Here is a 16,604-nt window from a genome sequence, read left to right as displayed (position 1 = left end):
ACGCTGGTCAAACCCCGCGATTTGTTCATCGGCCTGATCCTGCTGTGTCTGCTGGCGATCTGGCTGTCGCTGGCGTTGGGGCCGGTGAGTCTGCCGTTGTTCGATACCTTGCGCGCTGCCCTGCGCATGATCGGTGTGCCGCTGGCGCCGGACGGGCTGGAGCAGTCTGAACTGATTCTCGGGCAGATTCGTCTGCCGCGTACGCTGCTCGGGTTGGCAGTTGGCGGTGTGCTGGCGCTGTCCGGGGTGGCGATGCAGGGGCTGTTTCGCAATCCGCTGGCGGATCCAGGTTTGGTTGGCGTCTCGAGCGGCGCGGCGTTGGGCGCGGCGGTGGCGATTGTCGGTGGTTCGTTTTTTGGCGGACTGCCAGAGTGGTTCGGGCCTTATCTGCTGTCGGTTTGCGCGTTTCTCGGTGGCCTTGGCGTAACTGCGCTGGTCTATCGACTCGGCCGCCGTAACGGGCAGACCAATGTGGCGGCCATGTTGCTGGCGGGGATTGCCCTGACGGCGCTGGCCGGTTCGGCAGTGGGGCTGTTTACCTATCTGGCCGACGACGCGACATTGCGCACGTTGACGTTCTGGAACCTGGGCAGCCTCAACGGCGCAAGTTACGCGCGGTTGTGGCCGCTGCTGATCATCACCGCCGGTGTTGCGCTTTGGCTTCCACGTCGGGCGAAGGCGCTCAATGCGTTGCTGCTCGGCGAATCGGAAGCCGGGCATCTGGGAATCGATGTCGAACGGCTCAAGCGTGAGCTGGTGTTCTGCACGGCGCTGGGCGTCGGTGCGGCAGTGGCCGCGGCGGGCATGATCGGTTTTGTCGGGCTGGTGGTGCCACATCTGGTGCGCTTGCTCGTGGGGCCGGATCACCGGGTGTTGCTGCCGGCATCGGTGCTGGCCGGAGCCAGTCTGTTGCTGTTGGCTGATCTGGTGGCGCGGCTGGCGCTGGCACCGGCGGAGCTGCCGATTGGCATCGTCACCGCGTTCATCGGTGCGCCGTTCTTCCTTTATCTGTTGCTGCGAGGGCGTGTCTGATGCTGCGTGCGCACAACCTGCACATCCGCCGTGGCCGCAAGACCGTTCTGGCCGACGTCAGCCTGCAACTCGAACCGGGAGAAGTGCTGGGTGTACTGGGGCCGAACGGCGCCGGTAAAAGTACCTTGCTCAGTGCGCTTTGCGGAGAGTTGAGTGCCAGCGACGGGGAAGTGCTGCTGGACGGTGAGGCCTTGAGCCATTGGAGTGGTTCTCAGCGTGCCCAGCGGCTGGCGGTGTTGCCACAGGTATCGACGCTGGACTTTGCCTTTCCTGTCGAAGAAGTGGTCGGCATGGGGCGTCTGCCTTATCAGAGCGGACGGGTGCGCGATGACCAGATCGTCGCTGCCGCATTACGGGCCGCCGATGCCGGACACCTGAGTGGCCGCAGTTATCTGGCCTTGTCCGGCGGCGAGCGTCAGCGGGTGCATCTGGCGCGGGTGCTGGCGCAACTTTGGCCGGGGCAGGCGGGGCAGACTCTGCTGCTTGATGAGCCGACCTCGATGCTCGATCCGTTGCATCAACACACGACGCTGCAAGCGGTGCGCGAATTTGCCGATCGCGGCGCGGCGGTGCTGGTGATCCTGCATGATCTGAATCTGGCGGCGCGTTATTGTGATCGCATCCTGCTGCTGGAGGGCGGCCGGCCGGTCGCACTGGATACACCGCAGCAGGTCTTGCGCCCGGAATCGCTGAAGGCGGTTTTCGGTCTGGAAGTGCTGGTGCAAACGCACCCGGAGCGCGGGCATCCGCTGATCATCGCCCGCTGATTTCATCATCGAGGGTGAGGGTATGCGCGGGATTTTGCTGTTGGCGGTGTTGTGGCTTGCGGGTTGCCAGCATGTTGCGGCGCCGCCGGTCGTGGGCGAGATCCGTGATTTGCGAAGCGGCGAGCGTCTGACGGCGCAGCAATTACTGACGCAACTGAGCAGACCGGCGCGGGTGATTATTGGCGAGCAGCATGACAACGCCGATCACCATGCCCTTCAATTGTGGTTGTTGCAGAACCTCGAAGAAAAGCGCCCCCAAGGCAGTCTTCTGCTGGAAATGCTGACGCCCGATCAACAGTCGCGGGTTGATGACGTGCGCCATGCCGCAACGCTACCTGCCGATCTCCCTGCTGCATTGGCCTGGCAGGACGGTTGGGACTGGAATCTCTACGGCCCGATTGTGCGGTTCGCCCTGACGCAATCCTGGCCGTTGCTGGCAGCCAACCTCGATAACATCGAAATTCGCGCGTTCTATCGCGATCCTCCGGTTCTGAGCGGGGAGCGCAGCAACGCTAAATTTGTGAAAGAAACGCTGTTGGAGCAGATCGGCGATTCTCACTGCGGCTTGCTGCCGTCAGCACAAATGCCGGCGATGCTGGCTGTTCAGCAGCAACGGGATCGGCGAATGGCATCGCGTTTATTGGCGGCCCCCGCGCCTGCCTTGTTGTTGGCGGGTGCTTATCACGCGCGCAAGGACGTGGGGGTGCCGCTGCATGTGCTGGATCTGGGCGCGCCCGAGGCGCCGACGGTGCTGATGCTGGCGGAGCAGGGCAGTCAGATTACGGCGGCGATGGCTGATTATGTCTGGTTCACAGCGACCAAGCCGAAACCGGATTATTGCGCCGAGATGCGTAAGCAGTTCGGCAAGAAATGACTTTTCCACAGGCAAAAAAAGACCCGGTAAAAACCGGGTCAAATAACCGTGATTAGCCTGATGAGGAGATAATCTGAGAGTCCGAACCAAGGGCTTTTCAGAATATCGACTGATCTCGCGATCAGTTGTGATAATCATAGCGATTCTCATTACCAAGTCAACTGCTGTTTTTTCATTTCTGTCGTTTTGTCCCGGCAATGGCGTAAACGCCCCGTGAATACCGGCGTCAGGTCTGGCTGTTAAATCCCGTGAGCTGCTTGTTGAGCTGGTCGATACGCCGCGCCATGCTTTCGATCAGGCTGTGGGCGATTTTCGGATTGGTGCGGGTCATGCTCAGAAACTGATCGCCGGGAATCAGCATCACCGTGCTCGCTTCCCGGGCAATGACCGTTGCGTTGCGCGGTTCGCCAGTGAATACAGCCATTGCGCCGAAGATCTCATCCTTGGGCACATCGCCTACCTTGTGCCCATTAACAAACGCTTCGGCGTGTCCTTCGATAATCACGAACACATGGTCGGCGTCATCGCCCTCGCGGATCAGAATGTCTCCGGCGTCGACCCGCTTGAAACCATTGGTGCTGCGAAACTCACGCGGCTTGAACTCGGCTACCGCGTGCGCCAGTAGTGCCATTTGTCCGAGCAGATAGCGCAGAAATTGCTCAGAGCGCGAGGTTTCTCCATACACATGTTGAAACAAATCGCTTCGGCGATAGGGCAGTAATGTCAGCGGGTTGTCTGAGTACAGCGTGCAATCCGCCCATTCCGGACCCTGTTGCAGGCCGATCAAATCTCCTTCATGCCAATAGAAAAGACCACGACCATCCAGTCGACCAGTGATGACACCTTGTGTGAGCAAGAACAACTGGTCATCCGGCAAACGTGCCAACAGATCATCCGTGGCTTCCAGTTCCAGGGCCGGCCCGCACGGCACCAGGCCTTCAAGCCATTGAGCAGGCAAGCTCTGCAAGTGGTTGATCAATGCATCGGCCTGGGCCGATTGTTCCCCGAGCAGGTACATGGCGGTCAGTGCCCGTCAGTTCTTGTGGCGAGAGGAAATGGCTTCGAGCTGCTTGTTCAAAGCATCCTTGCGTTCGGCGGGAATGTCGTTCCAGTGCACATCCATCAGCGCCCCTTCGATCGCGTACAACAACACCTTCGACGCCCGAAACCCGCGAGTGCGCACGGCCCGGTAGGCATCCACCGCGCCCAGGCGACGCAGATCCGAGGCGCTATGGATGCCCACGGCATGCAGCCATTGCGCCGACGTCTTGCCAAGATTCTTCAGGTGTTGCAGTTCATCATTCATCAAGCCTCCTTGCGACGGCCGAATGGTGCGTGGGCGAGCTTCTCAGGAGTGTAGCCATCAGTAGGAAAAGCGTGGTTGTTTGGTCGGATTCAACGCAAACGCTTCTAAGAAACGTCAGTTTTTGCTGATGAATAACGGGAGGAGGGCGAGGGAGGATTACGAATGGCACGCAGTCCAGCGCAAAGCGGGGGCGCTGGACGAGTTTGGGTAGTGCGAGGCTCAGCGGGTGCGATAACGCAGGCGCGTACCGAAATTCATCGACATCAGGATTTCGTCCGCACTCAGCTCCGGCGGGAAGTAGGCCCCGGAGATCTGCGCATGAGCCAGGCTCGCGCCTTCCAGCGAAGCGTTGCGAAAGTCGATGCCGCGCAGGTCGGCGGAACGGAAGTAGGCGTCCCGGAAGTCCACGCCATCGGCGTTCAGTTCGCGCAGGTCGAGGCCGCGAAAGTCACCGCCCACCATGTCGATCGGGCCGTCTTTCGGGCGTTCATTGTTGAAACCTGTGATGTCGTCTTTGTGCAGCAAGGCATAAAGCGGGGTGTCGAGAAGTTTCGGCTGGCTCATGTCAAATCACCTGTTGGTTTTATGACGCCAGTATAGTGCCACTATTTGACGGCCGTGAAGCGGGCGAGGGCTTCACGGCCGAAATAGTTTCTTACAGACCTGGCAGGCGCTGGCGGATCTGCGCCACAACGGTGTCCAGGGTGCCGGACTCATTGGTCTGCACGCGTTTGCTGCGCAGGATTTCTTCCGGCGTCAGGGCTTCGCGGTTGGCCTGTTGTGCTTCGATCACGGCAAGGGTCGCGTCGGACGGATCCTTTTTGTCTGCCTGACGAATCGCCAGCCAGCTCTCGATCACTGCCTGCGGAGCGTTGCAGTCAAGGATCAGGAAAGGCGTGCCAGTGGCTTCAGCGACTTTGGCGGCGTTGTCGCGTTGTTCGCGCTTGAGGTAAGTGGCATCGATCACCACCGGGAAACCGGCGTGCAAAATCACTTCGGCAATTTCATGCAGACGCGCATAGGTTGCAGTGCTGGCGTCGGTGCTGTAGATCCCGGCCTGAACATCATTGGCAACGGTTTGCTCACCGAACAGGCGCTTGCGCTCGACATCGGAACGCAGGCGGATCGCGCCCAGTGCTTCGACCAGACGCATGGCAACGTGGCTTTTACCGACAGCGGAAACGCCATGGGTGATCGCCATGAAGCGCGAAGGAATGGTGCTGTAGCTTTCCGCCAGGTTGGCGTAGTTGCGGTACTGGCGCAGGGTGGTGGCGCGCTGCACCGGTGTCGCGTCGGCCGGCATGCTGAACAGTGCGACTTTCGCACGCACCAGCGCACGGTACGCTTTGTAGAAGTTCAGCACTTCCAGGCCTTGATAGTCGCCGGTCAGTTCCAGGTATTGGCTGATGAAACGACGGGCCAGGGATTTCAGGCCACGGTCTTCAAGGTCCATCGCCAGGAAGCCGGTGTCGGCCCATACGTCGGTGAAGCGGAACGGTTCGTTGAATTCGATGCAGTCGAAGATCACGACCTTGCCGTCGATCAGCGTGGCGTTGCCCAGGTGAATGTCACCGTGGCATTCGCGAGTGAAACCGTCGGTCTTGCGTTGGGCGAACAGCGGCTTGAGGCGATCGAAGCTGCTTTCAGCCCATGCTTGCAGAGCGTCGAGTTGCAGCAGATCGTTCTTGTCGCTGAGGAACGGCAGGATCTGTTCGAAGTTCTGGCGTACCGGCGCCATCACGCTTTCAGGCGTGCCGGCATCGTGCTCGGCCGGGACTTTCGGCGCGTTGAGGTGGAAGCGGGCGATTTGCTCGGCCATCGCGTCGATGTGCGCGGTGGTCAGCTCGCCGTTGGCTTGCAGGGTGCTGAGCAGGCCGGACTGCGGGAACTGACGCATTTTCAGCACGTACTCGATGGCCGGGCCGTCGCCACCCAGTTGCGGGGCTTCGGCGCTGCCGGTCACTGGAATCACTTCCAGATACAAATCTTCGGTCAGGCGCTGGTTCAGGCGCAGCTCTTCACCGCAGAAGTGCTCACGGGATTCGAGGCTGGTGAAGTCGAGGAAACCGAAGTTCACCGGTTTCTTCACTTTATAGGCGTAGGGACCGGTGAGCAGTACCCACGAGATATGGGTTTCGATGACCTGGAACCCTTCGACGGGATGCGGGTAGAGGGCCGGGTTTTGCAGGGCAGCGATCAGGGACTGGCTCACGGACGATCCTTCAGAGACTGGGGGAAGTTCAAGGCGCTCATTATGGCCGCTCGCCAGCCCGACGCAAACCTCGGAGCGCTCCTGTTGAGTATGAATAAAGTGCGTATAATCCGCCGCCATGACTCGTACTCGATCCCCCCGTACCCCTAAAAAACCAGCTTCCCGGGGCCTGCGCCCATGGTTGGGCTGGGCCCTTAAACTCAGTCTGGTCGGCCTTGTGGTGCTGGCCGGCTTCGCCGTTTACCTCGATGCGGTGGTGCAGGAGAAGTTCTCCGGCAAGCGCTGGACCATCCCGGCCAAGGTATACGCGCGTCCGCTCGAGCTGTTCGTCGGACAAAAGCTGAGCAAGGACGATTTCCTCACCGAACTCGATGCCTTGGGCTATCGCCGCGAAGCTGTGAGCAACGGTCCCGGCGCGGCGGCGGTCAATGGCAACACGGTTGATCTGAACACCCGTGGCTTCCAGTTCTATGAAGGCCTCGAGAAACCGCAGCCGGTGCGCGTGCGTTTCTCCGGCGATTACGTGGCCGAACTCTCGGCGACCAACGGTTCGAAGCTTTCCGTGGTGCGCCTGGAGCCGCTGATGATCGGCGGTATCTACCCGAAAAACCTTGAAGACCGGATTCTGATCAAGCTCGATCAGGTGCCGCCGTATCTGCTGGAAACCCTGGTCGCCGTGGAAGACCGGGATTTCTACAGCCACTGGGGCGTATCGCCGAAATCGATTGCCCGCGCCGTCTGGGTCAACACTTCGGGCGGCAAGATGACTCAGGGCGGCAGTACGCTGACCCAGCAACTGGTCAAGAACTTCTACCTCACCAACGAACGCAGCCTGACCCGCAAGCTCACCGAAGCGATGATGGCGATGCTGCTCGAGCTGCATTACGACAAAAAGGAAATCCTCGAGGCTTACCTCAACGAAGTCTTTGTCGGTCAGGACGGTCAGCGTGCGGTGCACGGTTTCGGTCTGGCCAGCCAGTTCTTCTTTGCTCAGCCTTTGTCCGAGCTGAAGCTGCACCAGGTCGCGCTGTTGGTCGGGATGGTCAAAGGCCCGTCCTATTACAACCCGCGCCGCAATCCGGAGCGGGCGCTGGAGCGACGCAATCTGGTGCTCGACGTGCTTGAACAGCAGGGCGTCGCTTCCGCCGAACAAGTGGCTGCCGCGAAGAAAATGCCGCTGGGCGTAACCACGCGCGGCAAGCTGGCCGACAGTTCGTTTCCGGGTTTCATCGATCTGGTCAAGCGCCAGTTGCGTGAAGACTACCGCGACGAAGACTTGACCGAAGAAGGCCTGCGGATTTTCACCAGCTTCGATCCGATTCTGCAGATGAAAGCCGAAGCGTCGGTCAACGACACTTTCAAGCGCCTGTCCGGTCGCAAGGGTTCCGACGACGTGGAAGCGGCGATGGTCGTTACCAACCCGGAAACCGGCGAAGTCCAGGCCATGATCGGCAGCCGTCAGGCGAGTTTTGCCGGGTTCAACCGGGCACTGGATGCGGTGCGGCCGATTGGCTCGCTGATCAAACCGGCGGTTTATCTGACGGCGCTGGAGAAGCCGAGCCAGTACACGTTGACCAGTTGGCTGTCGGACGAGCCGCTTTCAATCAAGGGTGCGGATGGTCAGGTCTGGAAACCGCAGAACTATGACCGCCGCTCCCACGGTACGGTGTTCCTGTATCAGGGGCTGGCACATTCCTACAACCTGTCGACCTCGCGCCTCGGTCTGGCGGTTGGCGTTCCGAATGTCCTCAAGACGCTGGGTCGCCTGGGCGTGACCCGCGAGTTTCCGGCGTTCCCGTCGATGCTGCTCGGTGCGGGCGGAATGACCCCGATTGAAGTCGCGACCATGTACCAAACGCTTGCCAACGGTGGTTTCAATACGCCGATGCGCGGGATTCGCAGCGTGCTGACTGCCGACGGCGAACCGCTCAAGCGTTATCCGTTCCAGATCGAGCAGCGTTTCGATCCGGCCTCGATCTATCTGATCCAGAACGCCATGCAGCGGGTCATGCGTGAAGGCACCGGCAGTTCGGTTTATAACGTGTTGCCAAGAACCCTGACGCTGGCGGGCAAGACCGGCACCAGTAACGATTCGCGCGACAGCTGGTTCGCCGGCTTCAGCCAGGATCTGCTGGCGGTGGTCTGGCTCGGCCGCGACGACAACGGCAAGACGCCGTTCACCGGGGCCACCGGTGCGTTGCAGGTCTGGACCAGCTTCATGCGCAAGGCCGATCCGCTGCCGCTGGACATGCCGCAACCGGATAACGTGGTGCAGGCCTGGGTCGATTCGCGTACCGGCCAGGGATCTGATGCCAACTGTCCGGGCGCCGTGCAGATGCCGTATATTCGCGGCAGCGAACCGCCACCCGGCGCCTCCTGCGCGGGCGAAAGCCCGGCCTCGGGCGAGTCGGTGATGGATTGGGTCAAGGGCTGGATGAATTAAGCAAAGAGGGTTTCAAGTGAACAAGTGGTTGATTCCAGCGGTGACCGCCGTGGCTTTGCTCAGCGGCTGCTCCACCGTACAGCGTGGTTCGATCCCGGTTGTGGACTCCGGCACCGCCGTGTCCAACAGCGAGCGGATTTCGGCCAATGGCGGTTTCCGTCAAACGACGGTGAAACGTCCTGCACAGGCCCAGGCTCAGGCGATCCCGCAAGGCGATACCGGTGTGGTAGTGATGGTGCCGGGCGGCGCAGCGGCTTCGGCGCCGATCAGCACTTCGCCAATCGTTCCGGGCCCGGCGTCCGGTGGCATCACGCCGGGGCCGTATAACCCTTCGCCGGTCGAGTCGGCGCCGATCAGCTCCGGCAGTTACAGCATGCCTTCGACGCCGAGCGGCATTCCTTCGGCCAGCAGCGGTGGCGGTCTGTCTGCCGATGAGCAGCTGGACGGCCCGGTTCTCGCACTGTTGACCACTGCGCAACAGCAGCAGGCCGGTGGCGACCTCAATGGTGCGTCCTCCAGCCTGGAACGCGCCCAGCGTGTAGCGCCGCGCGAGCCGCAAGTGCTTTACCGTCTGGCGCAGGTGCGCATGGCCCAGGGCGATGCGCCGCAAGCCGAGCAGACCGCTCGTCGCGCACTGACCATGGCCAATGGTCGTCCGGACTTGCAGGCCAGTCTGTGGGAATTGATCGCTCAGGCACGTGAGAAGCAAGGTGATTCCGCCGGCGCCACTCTGGCCCGTCAGAAGGCCAAGGTTTCGCTGTGATGGACAGTCGTTTCTCCAAGGTCGCCGATCAATTGCTGTTGATCGAGCGTGAACTGCGCGCCCAGGGCTGGTGGGATGACGTCCAGCCCTCGGTCGAAGCCCTGAGCAGCGTCGAGCCGTTTTCGGTCGACACCCTCGATTTCGAGCAGTGGCTGCAATGGATCTTCCTGCCGCGGATGAAGATTATTCTTGAGCAGAATCTGCCATTGCCCAATGCCTCGGGCATTCAGGAAATGGCTGAGATGGTCTTCGCCCAGCGCAATCTGCAGGGCAAGGATCGGCAGCTTCAGGTGTTGCTCAAAGAGTTCGACCTGCTGATCACCGCTTCACGCTGAACCGGGAGCTGCCAGTCGTTACTGGCAGTTTTCCGCTATCTGTTTCTTTGCCTCTTCAGTACGTTGCTGGCGCTGCTCGTCATTCAGCCGCCGCAATTCTCCCTCCACTTCCTCCCTCAAGCGCGGATTGTTCTGCAGTTGCGCGAGATTCGTTCGCGCCTGTTCGCAAAATGCCTTGAGTTGGTTCTGCTGCTCCGCCACTTGCTTCTTGACCTTGTCATCGATGGCTTTCTGATCGCCCAGCGCGCCGCTGCCAGGCAGTGCCGCTGGTTTGGGTGCGGTAGAGGAGGGCGTCTTCACGGCGGTGGATGACTGCCCTTGTGGTGGCTGTTGATCGAAATGGGTGACCCCCTGGGCATCGACCCATCTGTAGATCTGACCGGCCATACACCATGGGCTGACGCTGATTAGCAGAGTTAAGAGAAGCGTTCGCATGCTGATTCCTTGGCAAAACTGCGCAATTGAAGCTAACAGAGTAGCGGTTTCCGGGTTTTTTCTTGCGTTCTCATGTGCTTACCCACAATTAAGCACATTGACGGCTTGACTTGCAGAGGGCGAAACAGAAGAATCCAAAGTCCGCTGTACAGGGACTGCCAGAAGCAGACCCTCTCGGCAGATCATGAGGCGCATATCCGCGTCGACCTGTTACACCCGCAACGCGTTACCTCGCGCTGGGTGGGAAAGGCCCGCAACACTTGGGACGATCCCAATACTTGCTCAGTCAGTGCTGACGTAGTCGGCGACCACCGTCGCTCATGCTCTGCCGAGAAGTAAACCTATTAAGACCCGTTCGCTTTTTTGTGGACGGTATTCTGGCGTTTTAGAGGTGAACAACGTGGAGCTTTTATCTGGCGGTGAGATGCTCGTCCGCTTTTTGCGTGACGAAGGCGTCAAATATATCTACGGGTACCCGGGTGGTGCTCTCCTTCATGTTTACGATGCCCTGTTCAAAGAGCCGGAAGTGACTCACATCCTGGTTCGCCACGAACAAGCGGCTACCCATATGGCTGACGGCTACGCCCGTGCCACCGGTAAAGCCGGCGTGGTATTGGTGACTTCCGGTCCAGGCGCCACAAACGCCATCACCGGTATCGCCACCGCCTATATGGACTCGATTCCAATGGTGATCATTTCCGGTCAGGTGCCAAGCACCATGGTCGGCACCGATGCGTTCCAGGAAACCGACATGATCGGTATCTCACGGCCGATCGTGAAGCACAGCTTCATGATCAAGCACGCTTCGGAAATCCCGGAAGTCATGAAGAAAGCCTTCTACCTGGCGCAATCCGGTCGTCCGGGCCCGGTCGTGGTCGATATCCCGAAAGACATGACCAACCCGGCCGAGAAGTTCGAATACATCTTCCCGAAGAAAGCCAAACTGCGTTCCTACAGCCCGGCCGTTCGCGGTCACTCCGGGCAAATCCGCAAAGCGGCAGAAATGCTCCTGGCGGCCAAGCGTCCCGTGCTGTACTCCGGCGGTGGCGTGATCCTCGGCAACGGCTCCGCGCCGCTGACCGAACTGGCAAAAATGCTCAACCTGCCGGTTACCAATACCTTGATGGGCCTGGGTGCCTATCCTGGCACTGATCGTCAGTTCATCGGCATGCTCGGCATGCACGGCAGCTATACCGCCAACCTGGCGATGCACCATGCCGACGTGATCCTGGCGGTCGGTGCGCGTTTTGACGATCGCGTGATCAACGGCGCGCCGAAGTTTTGCCCGAACGCCAAGATCATCCATATCGACATCGACCCGGCTTCGATTTCCAAGACCATCAAGGCCGACGTGCCAATCGTTGGTCCGGTGGAGAGCGTCCTGACCGAAATGGTCGCGATCCTCAAGGAAATCGGCGAAACCCCGAACAAGGAAGCCGTTGCCAGCTGGTGGAAGCAGGTTGATGAATGGCGCGGTGATCGTGGCCTGTTCCCTTACGACAAGGGCGACGGCAGCAAGATCAAGCCACAGACCGTGATCGAGACCCTGTGCGAAGTGACCAAGGGCGATGCCTTTGTGACCTCGGACGTGGGCCAGCACCAGATGTTTGCTGCGCAGTACTACAAGTTCAACAAGCCTAACCGCTGGATCAACTCCGGTGGCCTGGGCACGATGGGCTTTGGTCTGCCGGCCGCGATGGGTATCGCTTTGAGCTTCCCTGACACCGATGTTGCGTGCGTCACCGGTGAAGGCAGTATCCAGATGAACATCCAGGAACTGTCGACCTGCCTGCAATATGGTTTGCCGGTCAAGATCGTCATCCTGAACAACGGTGTTCTGGGCATGGTTCGTCAGTGGCAGGACATGAGTTACGGCAGCCGTCACTCGCACTCCTACATGGAATCCTTGCCTGACTTCGTCAAGCTGGCTGAAGCCTATGGCCACGTCGGCGTGCGCATCACCGAATCGAAAGATTTGAAGTCGAAGATGGAAGAGGCGTTCGCCATGAAAGATCGCCTGGTGGTGATCGACATTTCGGTCGACACCAGCGAGCACGTCTATCCGATGCAGATCAAAGACGGCTCCATGCGCGATATGTGGCTGAGCAAGACGGAGCGTACCTAATCATGCGGCACATTATTTCCTTGCTTCTGGAAAACGAACCCGGTGCTTTGTCTCGCGTAGTCGGCCTGTTCTCGCAGCGCAACTACAACATCGAAAGCCTGACCGTGGCGCCAACCGAAGACCCGACCCTGTCGCGTCTGACGCTGACCACCGTCGGTCACGATGAAATCATCGAGCAGATCACCAAAAACCTGAACAAGCTGATCGAAGTGGTCAAGCTGGTGGACCTGTCGGAAAGCGCTCACATCGAGCGCGAACTGATGCTGGTCAAGGTCAAGGCCACTGGCGCTCAGCGCGCCGAGATCAAACGCACCACCGATATTTACCGTGGACAGATCGTCGACGTCAGCGCCAGCGTGTATACCGTTCAACTGACCGGTACCAGCGACAAGCTCGACAGCTTCATTCAGTCCATCGGCACCGCATCGATTCTGGAGACCGTCCGCAGTGGCGTCACCGGTATTGCCCGCGGCGACAAAGTACTCAGCATCTAAACCAAATTAGCGAATGGCCTGAACGGCCTGGATATAAAGGGGAAATTCATGAAAGTTTTCTACGATAAAGACTGCGACCTGTCGATCATCCAGGGCAAGAAAGTTGCCATTATCGGTTACGGCTCCCAAGGCCACGCCCAGGCGTGCAACCTGAAAGATTCCGGTGTCGACGTTACCGTCGGTCTGCGTAAAGGTTCGGCTACCGTTGCCAAGGCTGAAGCCCACGGCCTGAAAGTGACCGACGTAGCTGCCGCTGTTGCCGGTGCCGACCTGGTCATGATCCTGACCCCGGACGAGTTCCAGTCCCAGCTGTACAAGAACGAAATCGAGCCGAACATCAAGAAAGGCGCCACCCTGGCCTTCTCCCACGGCTTCGCGATCCACTACAACCAGGTTGTTCCGCGTGCCGACCTCGACGTGATCATGATCGCGCCAAAAGCCCCGGGCCACACCGTGCGTTCCGAGTTCGTGAAAGGCGGCGGTATCCCTGACCTGATCGCGATCTACCAGGACGCCTCGGGCAACGCCAAGAACGTTGCGCTGTCCTACGCCGCTGGCGTTGGTGGCGGTCGTACCGGCATCATCGAAACTACCTTCAAGGACGAGACCGAAACCGACCTGTTCGGCGAACAAGCCGTTCTGTGCGGCGGTACCGTCGAGCTGGTGAAAGCCGGTTTCGAAACCCTGGTTGAAGCTGGCTACGCGCCGGAAATGGCCTATTTCGAGTGCCTGCACGAACTGAAACTGATCGTTGACCTCATGTACGAAGGCGGTATCGCCAACATGAACTACTCGATCTCCAACAACGCTGAATACGGCGAGTACGTGACGGGTCCGGAAGTGATCAACGCCGAATCCCGTCAGGCCATGCGCAACGCCCTGAAACGTATTCAGGACGGCGAATACGCCAAAATGTTCATCAGCGAAGGCGCAACCGGCTACCCTTCGATGACCGCCAAGCGTCGTAACAACGCCGCTCACGGTATCGAAATCATCGGCGAGCAACTGCGCTCCATGATGCCGTGGATCGGTGCCAACAAGATCGTCGACAAAGCCAAAAACTAAGTCGTCGAACCTTGTATGAAAAAAACGCGGCCTCGGCCGCGTTTTTTCGTATGGGCGTGCGGTTCTGGTATAAAGCTGCATCGTTTGTGGCCGAACCGTCGTCCCAGACACCTGTCGAAAATGTCCAATCCGTTGCAAGGTACTGTCCATGAGCGAACGTCCCGAAGAGCCGAACCAGGCTTCCGACGCCGAAAGCCTGCTGCCCATCGATGAGCACATCGAAGAAGGGCATGACGCAGAAGGCCGTAAAGTCCGGCATCGTGGTATCTATCTTCTGCCAAATCTGTTCACCACTGCGAACCTGTTCGCAGGGTTCTATTCCATCATCAATTCGATGAGTGCCCAGGCTGCGTTGAGCGCCGGTGACTCGGCGAATGCGAGCAAGTACTTTGCCTTTGCCGCCATCGCGATTTTTGTCGCCATGGTGCTCGACGGTCTTGATGGTCGCGTAGCGCGCATGACCAATACCCAAAGTGCCTTCGGCGCCGAGTACGACTCGCTGTCGGACATGGTCGCCTTTGGTGTCGCGCCGGCATTACTGGCATTCGGCTGGGCGCTGGGTGACATGGGCAAGGTCGGCTGGATGGTTGCCTTCATCTATGTGGCGGGTGCGGCGTTGCGTCTGGCGCGCTTCAACACTCAGGTGGGTACCGCCGACAAGCGCTACTTCATCGGCCTGGCCAGCCCGGCTGCTGCCGGTGTGGTCGCGGGGATTGTCTGGGCGTTCAGCGATTACGGGATCCAGGGTTCGAAGATGTCGTTCTTGGTCGCGTTGATGGTGGCGGCCGCCGGCATGCTGATGGTCAGCAACATCAAGTACAACAGCTTCAAGGAGCTGGATCTGAAGGGGCGGGTGCCTTTCGTGGCGATCCTTGCAGTGGTGCTGGTGTTTGCTGTGGTGTTCAGCGATCCGCCTCGCATTCTGCTGCTGGTGTTCCTCGCCTATGCCGCTTCGGGCCCGGTGCAGTATCTGTTGCATCTTCGTCGTCACAAACACGCCGATTGATGTAATTTCCCTCATACTCCGCAGTCTATGGTGCATCTGTCCTCCAAAGCTGCGGAGTTGCCATGCTGATCAAAGTCCCCAAAGCGTCCGATTGCCATGAGTCGGACGTCACGCCTGAATCCATTTATCTCTCTCGCCGGCAATTGCTCGGAGCGACCGCGGCTGGTTTGGCCATGAGCAGTCTGCCGCGCTGGGCCAGTGCCGAAGAGGCTGCCCGCTATGCCGATGTCGAGGCCGGAAAGGCGCCCGCCTGGTTCAACGAGAAATTACCCTCTGTCAAATGGGGCGCGGTGAGCGTCAAGGATGAGGCGATCACACCTTTCAAAGACGCGACCCATTACAACAACTTCTATGAATTCGGCACCGACAAGGGCGACCCGGCGGCCAATGCCGGTTCGTTGAAAACCGAACCGTGGAGTGTTGTCGTGGACGGGGAGGTCGGTAAACCGGGGCGTTATGCCCTGGAAGACTTCATGAAACCGTACCAGTTGGAGGAGCGTATCTATCGCCTTCGTTGTGTCGAGGCGTGGTCGATGGTGATTCCCTGGATCGGTTTCCCCATTTCGGCGTTGTTGAAGCAGGTTGAGCCCACTTCCAATGCCAAATACATTCGCTTCGAAACCTTGCAGGATCCGAAGAGCATGCCCGGACAGCGTTCGGGATTTGCCTTGATCGATTGGCCATATGTAGAAGGCTTGCGTCTGGATGAGGCGATGAATCCCTTGGCGATTCTGGCGGTGGGTATGTATGGCCGTGAATTGCCAAACCAGAACGGTGCGCCGTTGCGTCTGGTGGTGCCGTGGAAGTATGGCTTCAAGAGCGTCAAATCCATCGTGCGGATCAGTCTGGTCAGCGAGCAGCCGAAGACAACCTGGCAAAGCATTGCGGCGGATGAGTACGGGTTCTATGCGAATGTGAACCCCACGGTCGACCATCCTCGTTGGACTCAAGCGCGGGAGCGGCGACTGCCTAACAGTCTGTTCAAACCGAATGTGCGTGATACGCAGATGTTCAACGGTTATGCGGACGAGGTCGCTTCTTTATATACAGGGCTCGATTTGCGGAAGAACTACTGATGCGATATCCGATCTGGCGCGTAGGTGTTTTCCTGGCTGCGGCGATCTGGCCGCTGTTGTGGTTCTATCAGGCCTTTGCGGATCTGCTTGGGCCTGATCCCGGGAAAGTCCTGGTTGATCGGCTGGGACTTGGGACATTGGTGTTGCTGTTGATCACCCTGAGTATGACGCCGCTGCAGAAAATTACCGGCTGGGCCGGGTGGATTGCTGTGCGTCGGCAGTTGGGGCTCTGGTGTTTCGCCTATGTGGTTCTGCATCTTTGCAGCTATATGGCGTTCATCCTCGGTTTTGACTGGTCGCAACTGGGTGTCGAGTTACGTAAGCGTCCATACATTATTGTGGGTGCTCTGGGTTTTCTGGGGCTACTGGCATTGGCGGTTACCTCCAACCGATATAGTCAGCGTCGTTTGGGTACGCGCTGGAAAAAGTTGCACCGGCTGGTGTACGTGATTCTGGGGTTGGGACTGCTGCATATGTTGTGGATTGTGCGTGCTGATCTTAAGGAGTGGGCAATCTATGCCTTTATAGGTGTTTTCCTTTTGGCGCTGCGTATTCCTCCCTTGACCCGCCGGATCCCGCGTTTGATGGGTAAAAAGCAGGTTTTTCAGGAAAAGCGAAATTAAGGGTTGACGGCAGATTCTGAGTCTCTATAATTCGCCCCACTTCCGGCG

At 59.2% G+C, this 16,604-nt stretch carries 17 protein-coding genes; 12 read left to right on the top strand and 5 right to left on the bottom strand.

All coding sequences use genetic code 11. From position 1 onward, the window contains the following. Positions 1 to 48 precede the first annotated feature (48 nt). From ACODTD_RS15130 to ACODTD_RS15120, 3 genes are read left to right on the top strand one after another with little or no spacing between them, the layout of a single operon-like run. Positions 49 to 1,032 (top strand): FecCD family ABC transporter permease, encoded by a 984-nt coding sequence (locus tag ACODTD_RS15130; RefSeq protein ID WP_489105028.1) that lies wholly within the window; start codon positions 49 to 51, stop codon positions 1,030 to 1,032. After that, complete coding sequence (locus ACODTD_RS15125) at positions 1,032 to 1,799, top strand: heme ABC transporter ATP-binding protein (protein WP_285357609.1); 768 nt, start codon at positions 1,032 to 1,034, stop codon at positions 1,797 to 1,799. The genes ACODTD_RS15130 and ACODTD_RS15125 overlap by 1 nt, the downstream gene beginning before the upstream one ends. 22 nt (positions 1,800 to 1,821) lie before the next feature. Continuing rightward, a complete protein-coding gene (locus ACODTD_RS15120) occupies positions 1,822 to 2,673 on the top strand; it encodes a ChaN family lipoprotein (protein ID WP_285357608.1) in 852 nt (283 codons plus the stop codon). 226 nt (positions 2,674 to 2,899) lie between these two features. On the opposite strand, the gene ACODTD_RS15115 is transcribed toward ACODTD_RS15120, so the two are convergent. The 4 genes from ACODTD_RS15115 to ACODTD_RS15100 form a co-directional block, all read right to left on the bottom strand. Continuing rightward, complete coding sequence (locus ACODTD_RS15115) at positions 2,900 to 3,691, bottom strand: Crp/Fnr family transcriptional regulator (protein ID WP_489104977.1); 792 nt, start codon at positions 3,689 to 3,691, stop codon at positions 2,900 to 2,902. Between the two features lie 15 nt (positions 3,692 to 3,706). After that, a complete protein-coding gene (locus ACODTD_RS15110) occupies positions 3,707 to 3,979 on the bottom strand; it encodes a TfoX/Sxy family protein (protein WP_003228231.1) in 273 nt (90 codons plus the stop codon). A gap of 219 nt (positions 3,980 to 4,198) precedes the next feature. After that, entirely contained in the window at positions 4,199 to 4,543 is a 345-nt protein-coding gene (locus ACODTD_RS15105) for a pentapeptide repeat-containing protein (protein WP_007959639.1), read from the bottom strand. Between the two features lie 91 nt (positions 4,544 to 4,634). Then, the gene (locus ACODTD_RS15100) at positions 4,635 to 6,191 is read right to left on the bottom strand and encodes a bifunctional aminoglycoside phosphotransferase/ATP-binding protein (protein ID WP_011335957.1); all 1,557 of its coding nucleotides are present in this window, start codon (positions 6,189 to 6,191) and stop codon (positions 4,635 to 4,637) included. A 118-nt stretch (positions 6,192 to 6,309) separates the two neighbouring features. Between ACODTD_RS15100 and mrcB the strand changes: the two genes are divergently transcribed. From mrcB to ACODTD_RS15085, 3 genes are read left to right on the top strand one after another with little or no spacing between them, the layout of a single operon-like run. Continuing rightward, a complete protein-coding gene (gene mrcB / locus ACODTD_RS15095; RefSeq protein ID WP_011335956.1) occupies positions 6,310 to 8,634 on the top strand; it encodes a penicillin-binding protein 1B in 2,325 nt (774 codons plus the stop codon). A gap of 16 nt (positions 8,635 to 8,650) precedes the next feature. Continuing rightward, complete coding sequence (locus tag ACODTD_RS15090; protein ID WP_011335955.1) at positions 8,651 to 9,397, top strand: tetratricopeptide repeat protein; 747 nt, start codon at positions 8,651 to 8,653, stop codon at positions 9,395 to 9,397. After that, positions 9,397 to 9,732 carry a YqcC family protein gene (locus ACODTD_RS15085; protein WP_011335954.1) on the top strand — a complete coding sequence of 112 codons (336 nt, stop codon included), beginning with the start codon at positions 9,397 to 9,399 and terminating at the stop codon, positions 9,730 to 9,732. The genes ACODTD_RS15090 and ACODTD_RS15085 overlap by 1 nt, the downstream gene beginning before the upstream one ends. 18 nt (positions 9,733 to 9,750) lie before the next feature. On the opposite strand, the gene ACODTD_RS15080 is transcribed toward ACODTD_RS15085, so the two are convergent. Further along, positions 9,751 to 10,167 (bottom strand): DUF4124 domain-containing protein, encoded by a 417-nt coding sequence (locus tag ACODTD_RS15080; RefSeq protein ID WP_011335953.1) that lies wholly within the window; start codon positions 10,165 to 10,167, stop codon positions 9,751 to 9,753. Between the two features lie 400 nt (positions 10,168 to 10,567). On the opposite strand from ACODTD_RS15080, the gene ACODTD_RS15075 reads away from it, so the two are divergent. The 6 genes from ACODTD_RS15075 to msrQ all read left to right on the top strand — a co-directional run bounded on the left by ACODTD_RS15075 (position 10,568) and on the right by msrQ (position 16,556). Further along, on the top strand, positions 10,568 to 12,292 hold the full coding sequence (locus ACODTD_RS15075; protein ID WP_011335952.1) for an acetolactate synthase 3 large subunit: 1,725 nt from the start codon (positions 10,568 to 10,570) through the stop codon (positions 12,290 to 12,292). A 2-nt stretch (positions 12,293 to 12,294) separates the two neighbouring features. Continuing rightward, positions 12,295 to 12,786: an acetolactate synthase small subunit gene (gene ilvN, locus ACODTD_RS15070; protein WP_003205610.1), complete on the top strand. Its 492-nt coding sequence runs from the start codon at positions 12,295 to 12,297 to the stop codon at positions 12,784 to 12,786. A 48-nt stretch (positions 12,787 to 12,834) separates the two neighbouring features. After that, positions 12,835 to 13,851: a ketol-acid reductoisomerase gene (ilvC, locus tag ACODTD_RS15065; RefSeq protein WP_007959661.1), complete on the top strand. Its 1,017-nt coding sequence runs from the start codon at positions 12,835 to 12,837 to the stop codon at positions 13,849 to 13,851. A 148-nt stretch (positions 13,852 to 13,999) separates the two neighbouring features. Next, positions 14,000 to 14,857, top strand: coding sequence for a CDP-diacylglycerol--serine O-phosphatidyltransferase (pssA, locus tag ACODTD_RS15060; protein ID WP_285357606.1), 858 nt, complete (start codon positions 14,000 to 14,002; stop codon positions 14,855 to 14,857). A gap of 62 nt (positions 14,858 to 14,919) precedes the next feature. After that, the gene (msrP, locus tag ACODTD_RS15055) at positions 14,920 to 15,933 is read left to right on the top strand and encodes a protein-methionine-sulfoxide reductase catalytic subunit MsrP (RefSeq protein ID WP_011335951.1); all 1,014 of its coding nucleotides are present in this window, start codon (positions 14,920 to 14,922) and stop codon (positions 15,931 to 15,933) included. Continuing rightward, a complete protein-coding gene (msrQ, locus tag ACODTD_RS15050; protein WP_221615868.1) occupies positions 15,933 to 16,556 on the top strand; it encodes a protein-methionine-sulfoxide reductase heme-binding subunit MsrQ in 624 nt (207 codons plus the stop codon). The genes msrP and msrQ overlap by 1 nt, the downstream gene beginning before the upstream one ends. Positions 16,557 to 16,604 lie beyond the last annotated feature (48 nt).

Source organism: Pseudomonas sp. FG35, assembly GCF_057809295.1.
The sequence above is the reverse complement of the archived record's forward strand: the minus strand, read 5'-3'. Positions and strand labels throughout refer to the sequence as shown.

Excerpts from the sequence above, each read along its gene's own strand:
- ACODTD_RS15105 (WP_007959639.1), bottom strand. The coding sequence starts at position 4,543 with ATGAGCCAGCCGAAACTTCTCGACACCCCGCTTTATGCCTTGCTGCAC.
- ilvC (WP_007959661.1), top strand. The coding sequence starts at position 12,835 with ATGAAAGTTTTCTACGATAAAGACTGCGACCTGTCGATCATCCAGGGC.
- ACODTD_RS15120 (WP_285357608.1), top strand. The coding sequence starts at position 1,822 with ATGCGCGGGATTTTGCTGTTGGCGGTGTTGTGGCTTGCGGGTTGCCAG.
- ACODTD_RS15110 (WP_003228231.1), bottom strand. The coding sequence starts at position 3,979 with ATGAATGATGAACTGCAACACCTGAAGAATCTTGGCAAGACGTCGGCG.
- mrcB (WP_011335956.1), top strand. The coding sequence starts at position 6,310 with ATGACTCGTACTCGATCCCCCCGTACCCCTAAAAAACCAGCTTCCCGG.
- msrP (WP_011335951.1), top strand. The coding sequence starts at position 14,920 with ATGCTGATCAAAGTCCCCAAAGCGTCCGATTGCCATGAGTCGGACGTC.
- ilvN (WP_003205610.1), top strand. The coding sequence starts at position 12,295 with ATGCGGCACATTATTTCCTTGCTTCTGGAAAACGAACCCGGTGCTTTG.
- msrQ (WP_221615868.1), top strand. The coding sequence starts at position 15,933 with ATGCGATATCCGATCTGGCGCGTAGGTGTTTTCCTGGCTGCGGCGATC.
- ACODTD_RS15125 (WP_285357609.1), top strand. The coding sequence starts at position 1,032 with ATGCTGCGTGCGCACAACCTGCACATCCGCCGTGGCCGCAAGACCGTT.
- ACODTD_RS15080 (WP_011335953.1), bottom strand. The coding sequence starts at position 10,167 with ATGCGAACGCTTCTCTTAACTCTGCTAATCAGCGTCAGCCCATGGTGT.
- pssA (WP_285357606.1), top strand. The coding sequence starts at position 14,000 with ATGAGCGAACGTCCCGAAGAGCCGAACCAGGCTTCCGACGCCGAAAGC.
- ACODTD_RS15115 (WP_489104977.1), bottom strand. The coding sequence starts at position 3,691 with ATGTACCTGCTCGGGGAACAATCGGCCCAGGCCGATGCATTGATCAAC.
- ACODTD_RS15085 (WP_011335954.1), top strand. The coding sequence starts at position 9,397 with ATGGACAGTCGTTTCTCCAAGGTCGCCGATCAATTGCTGTTGATCGAG.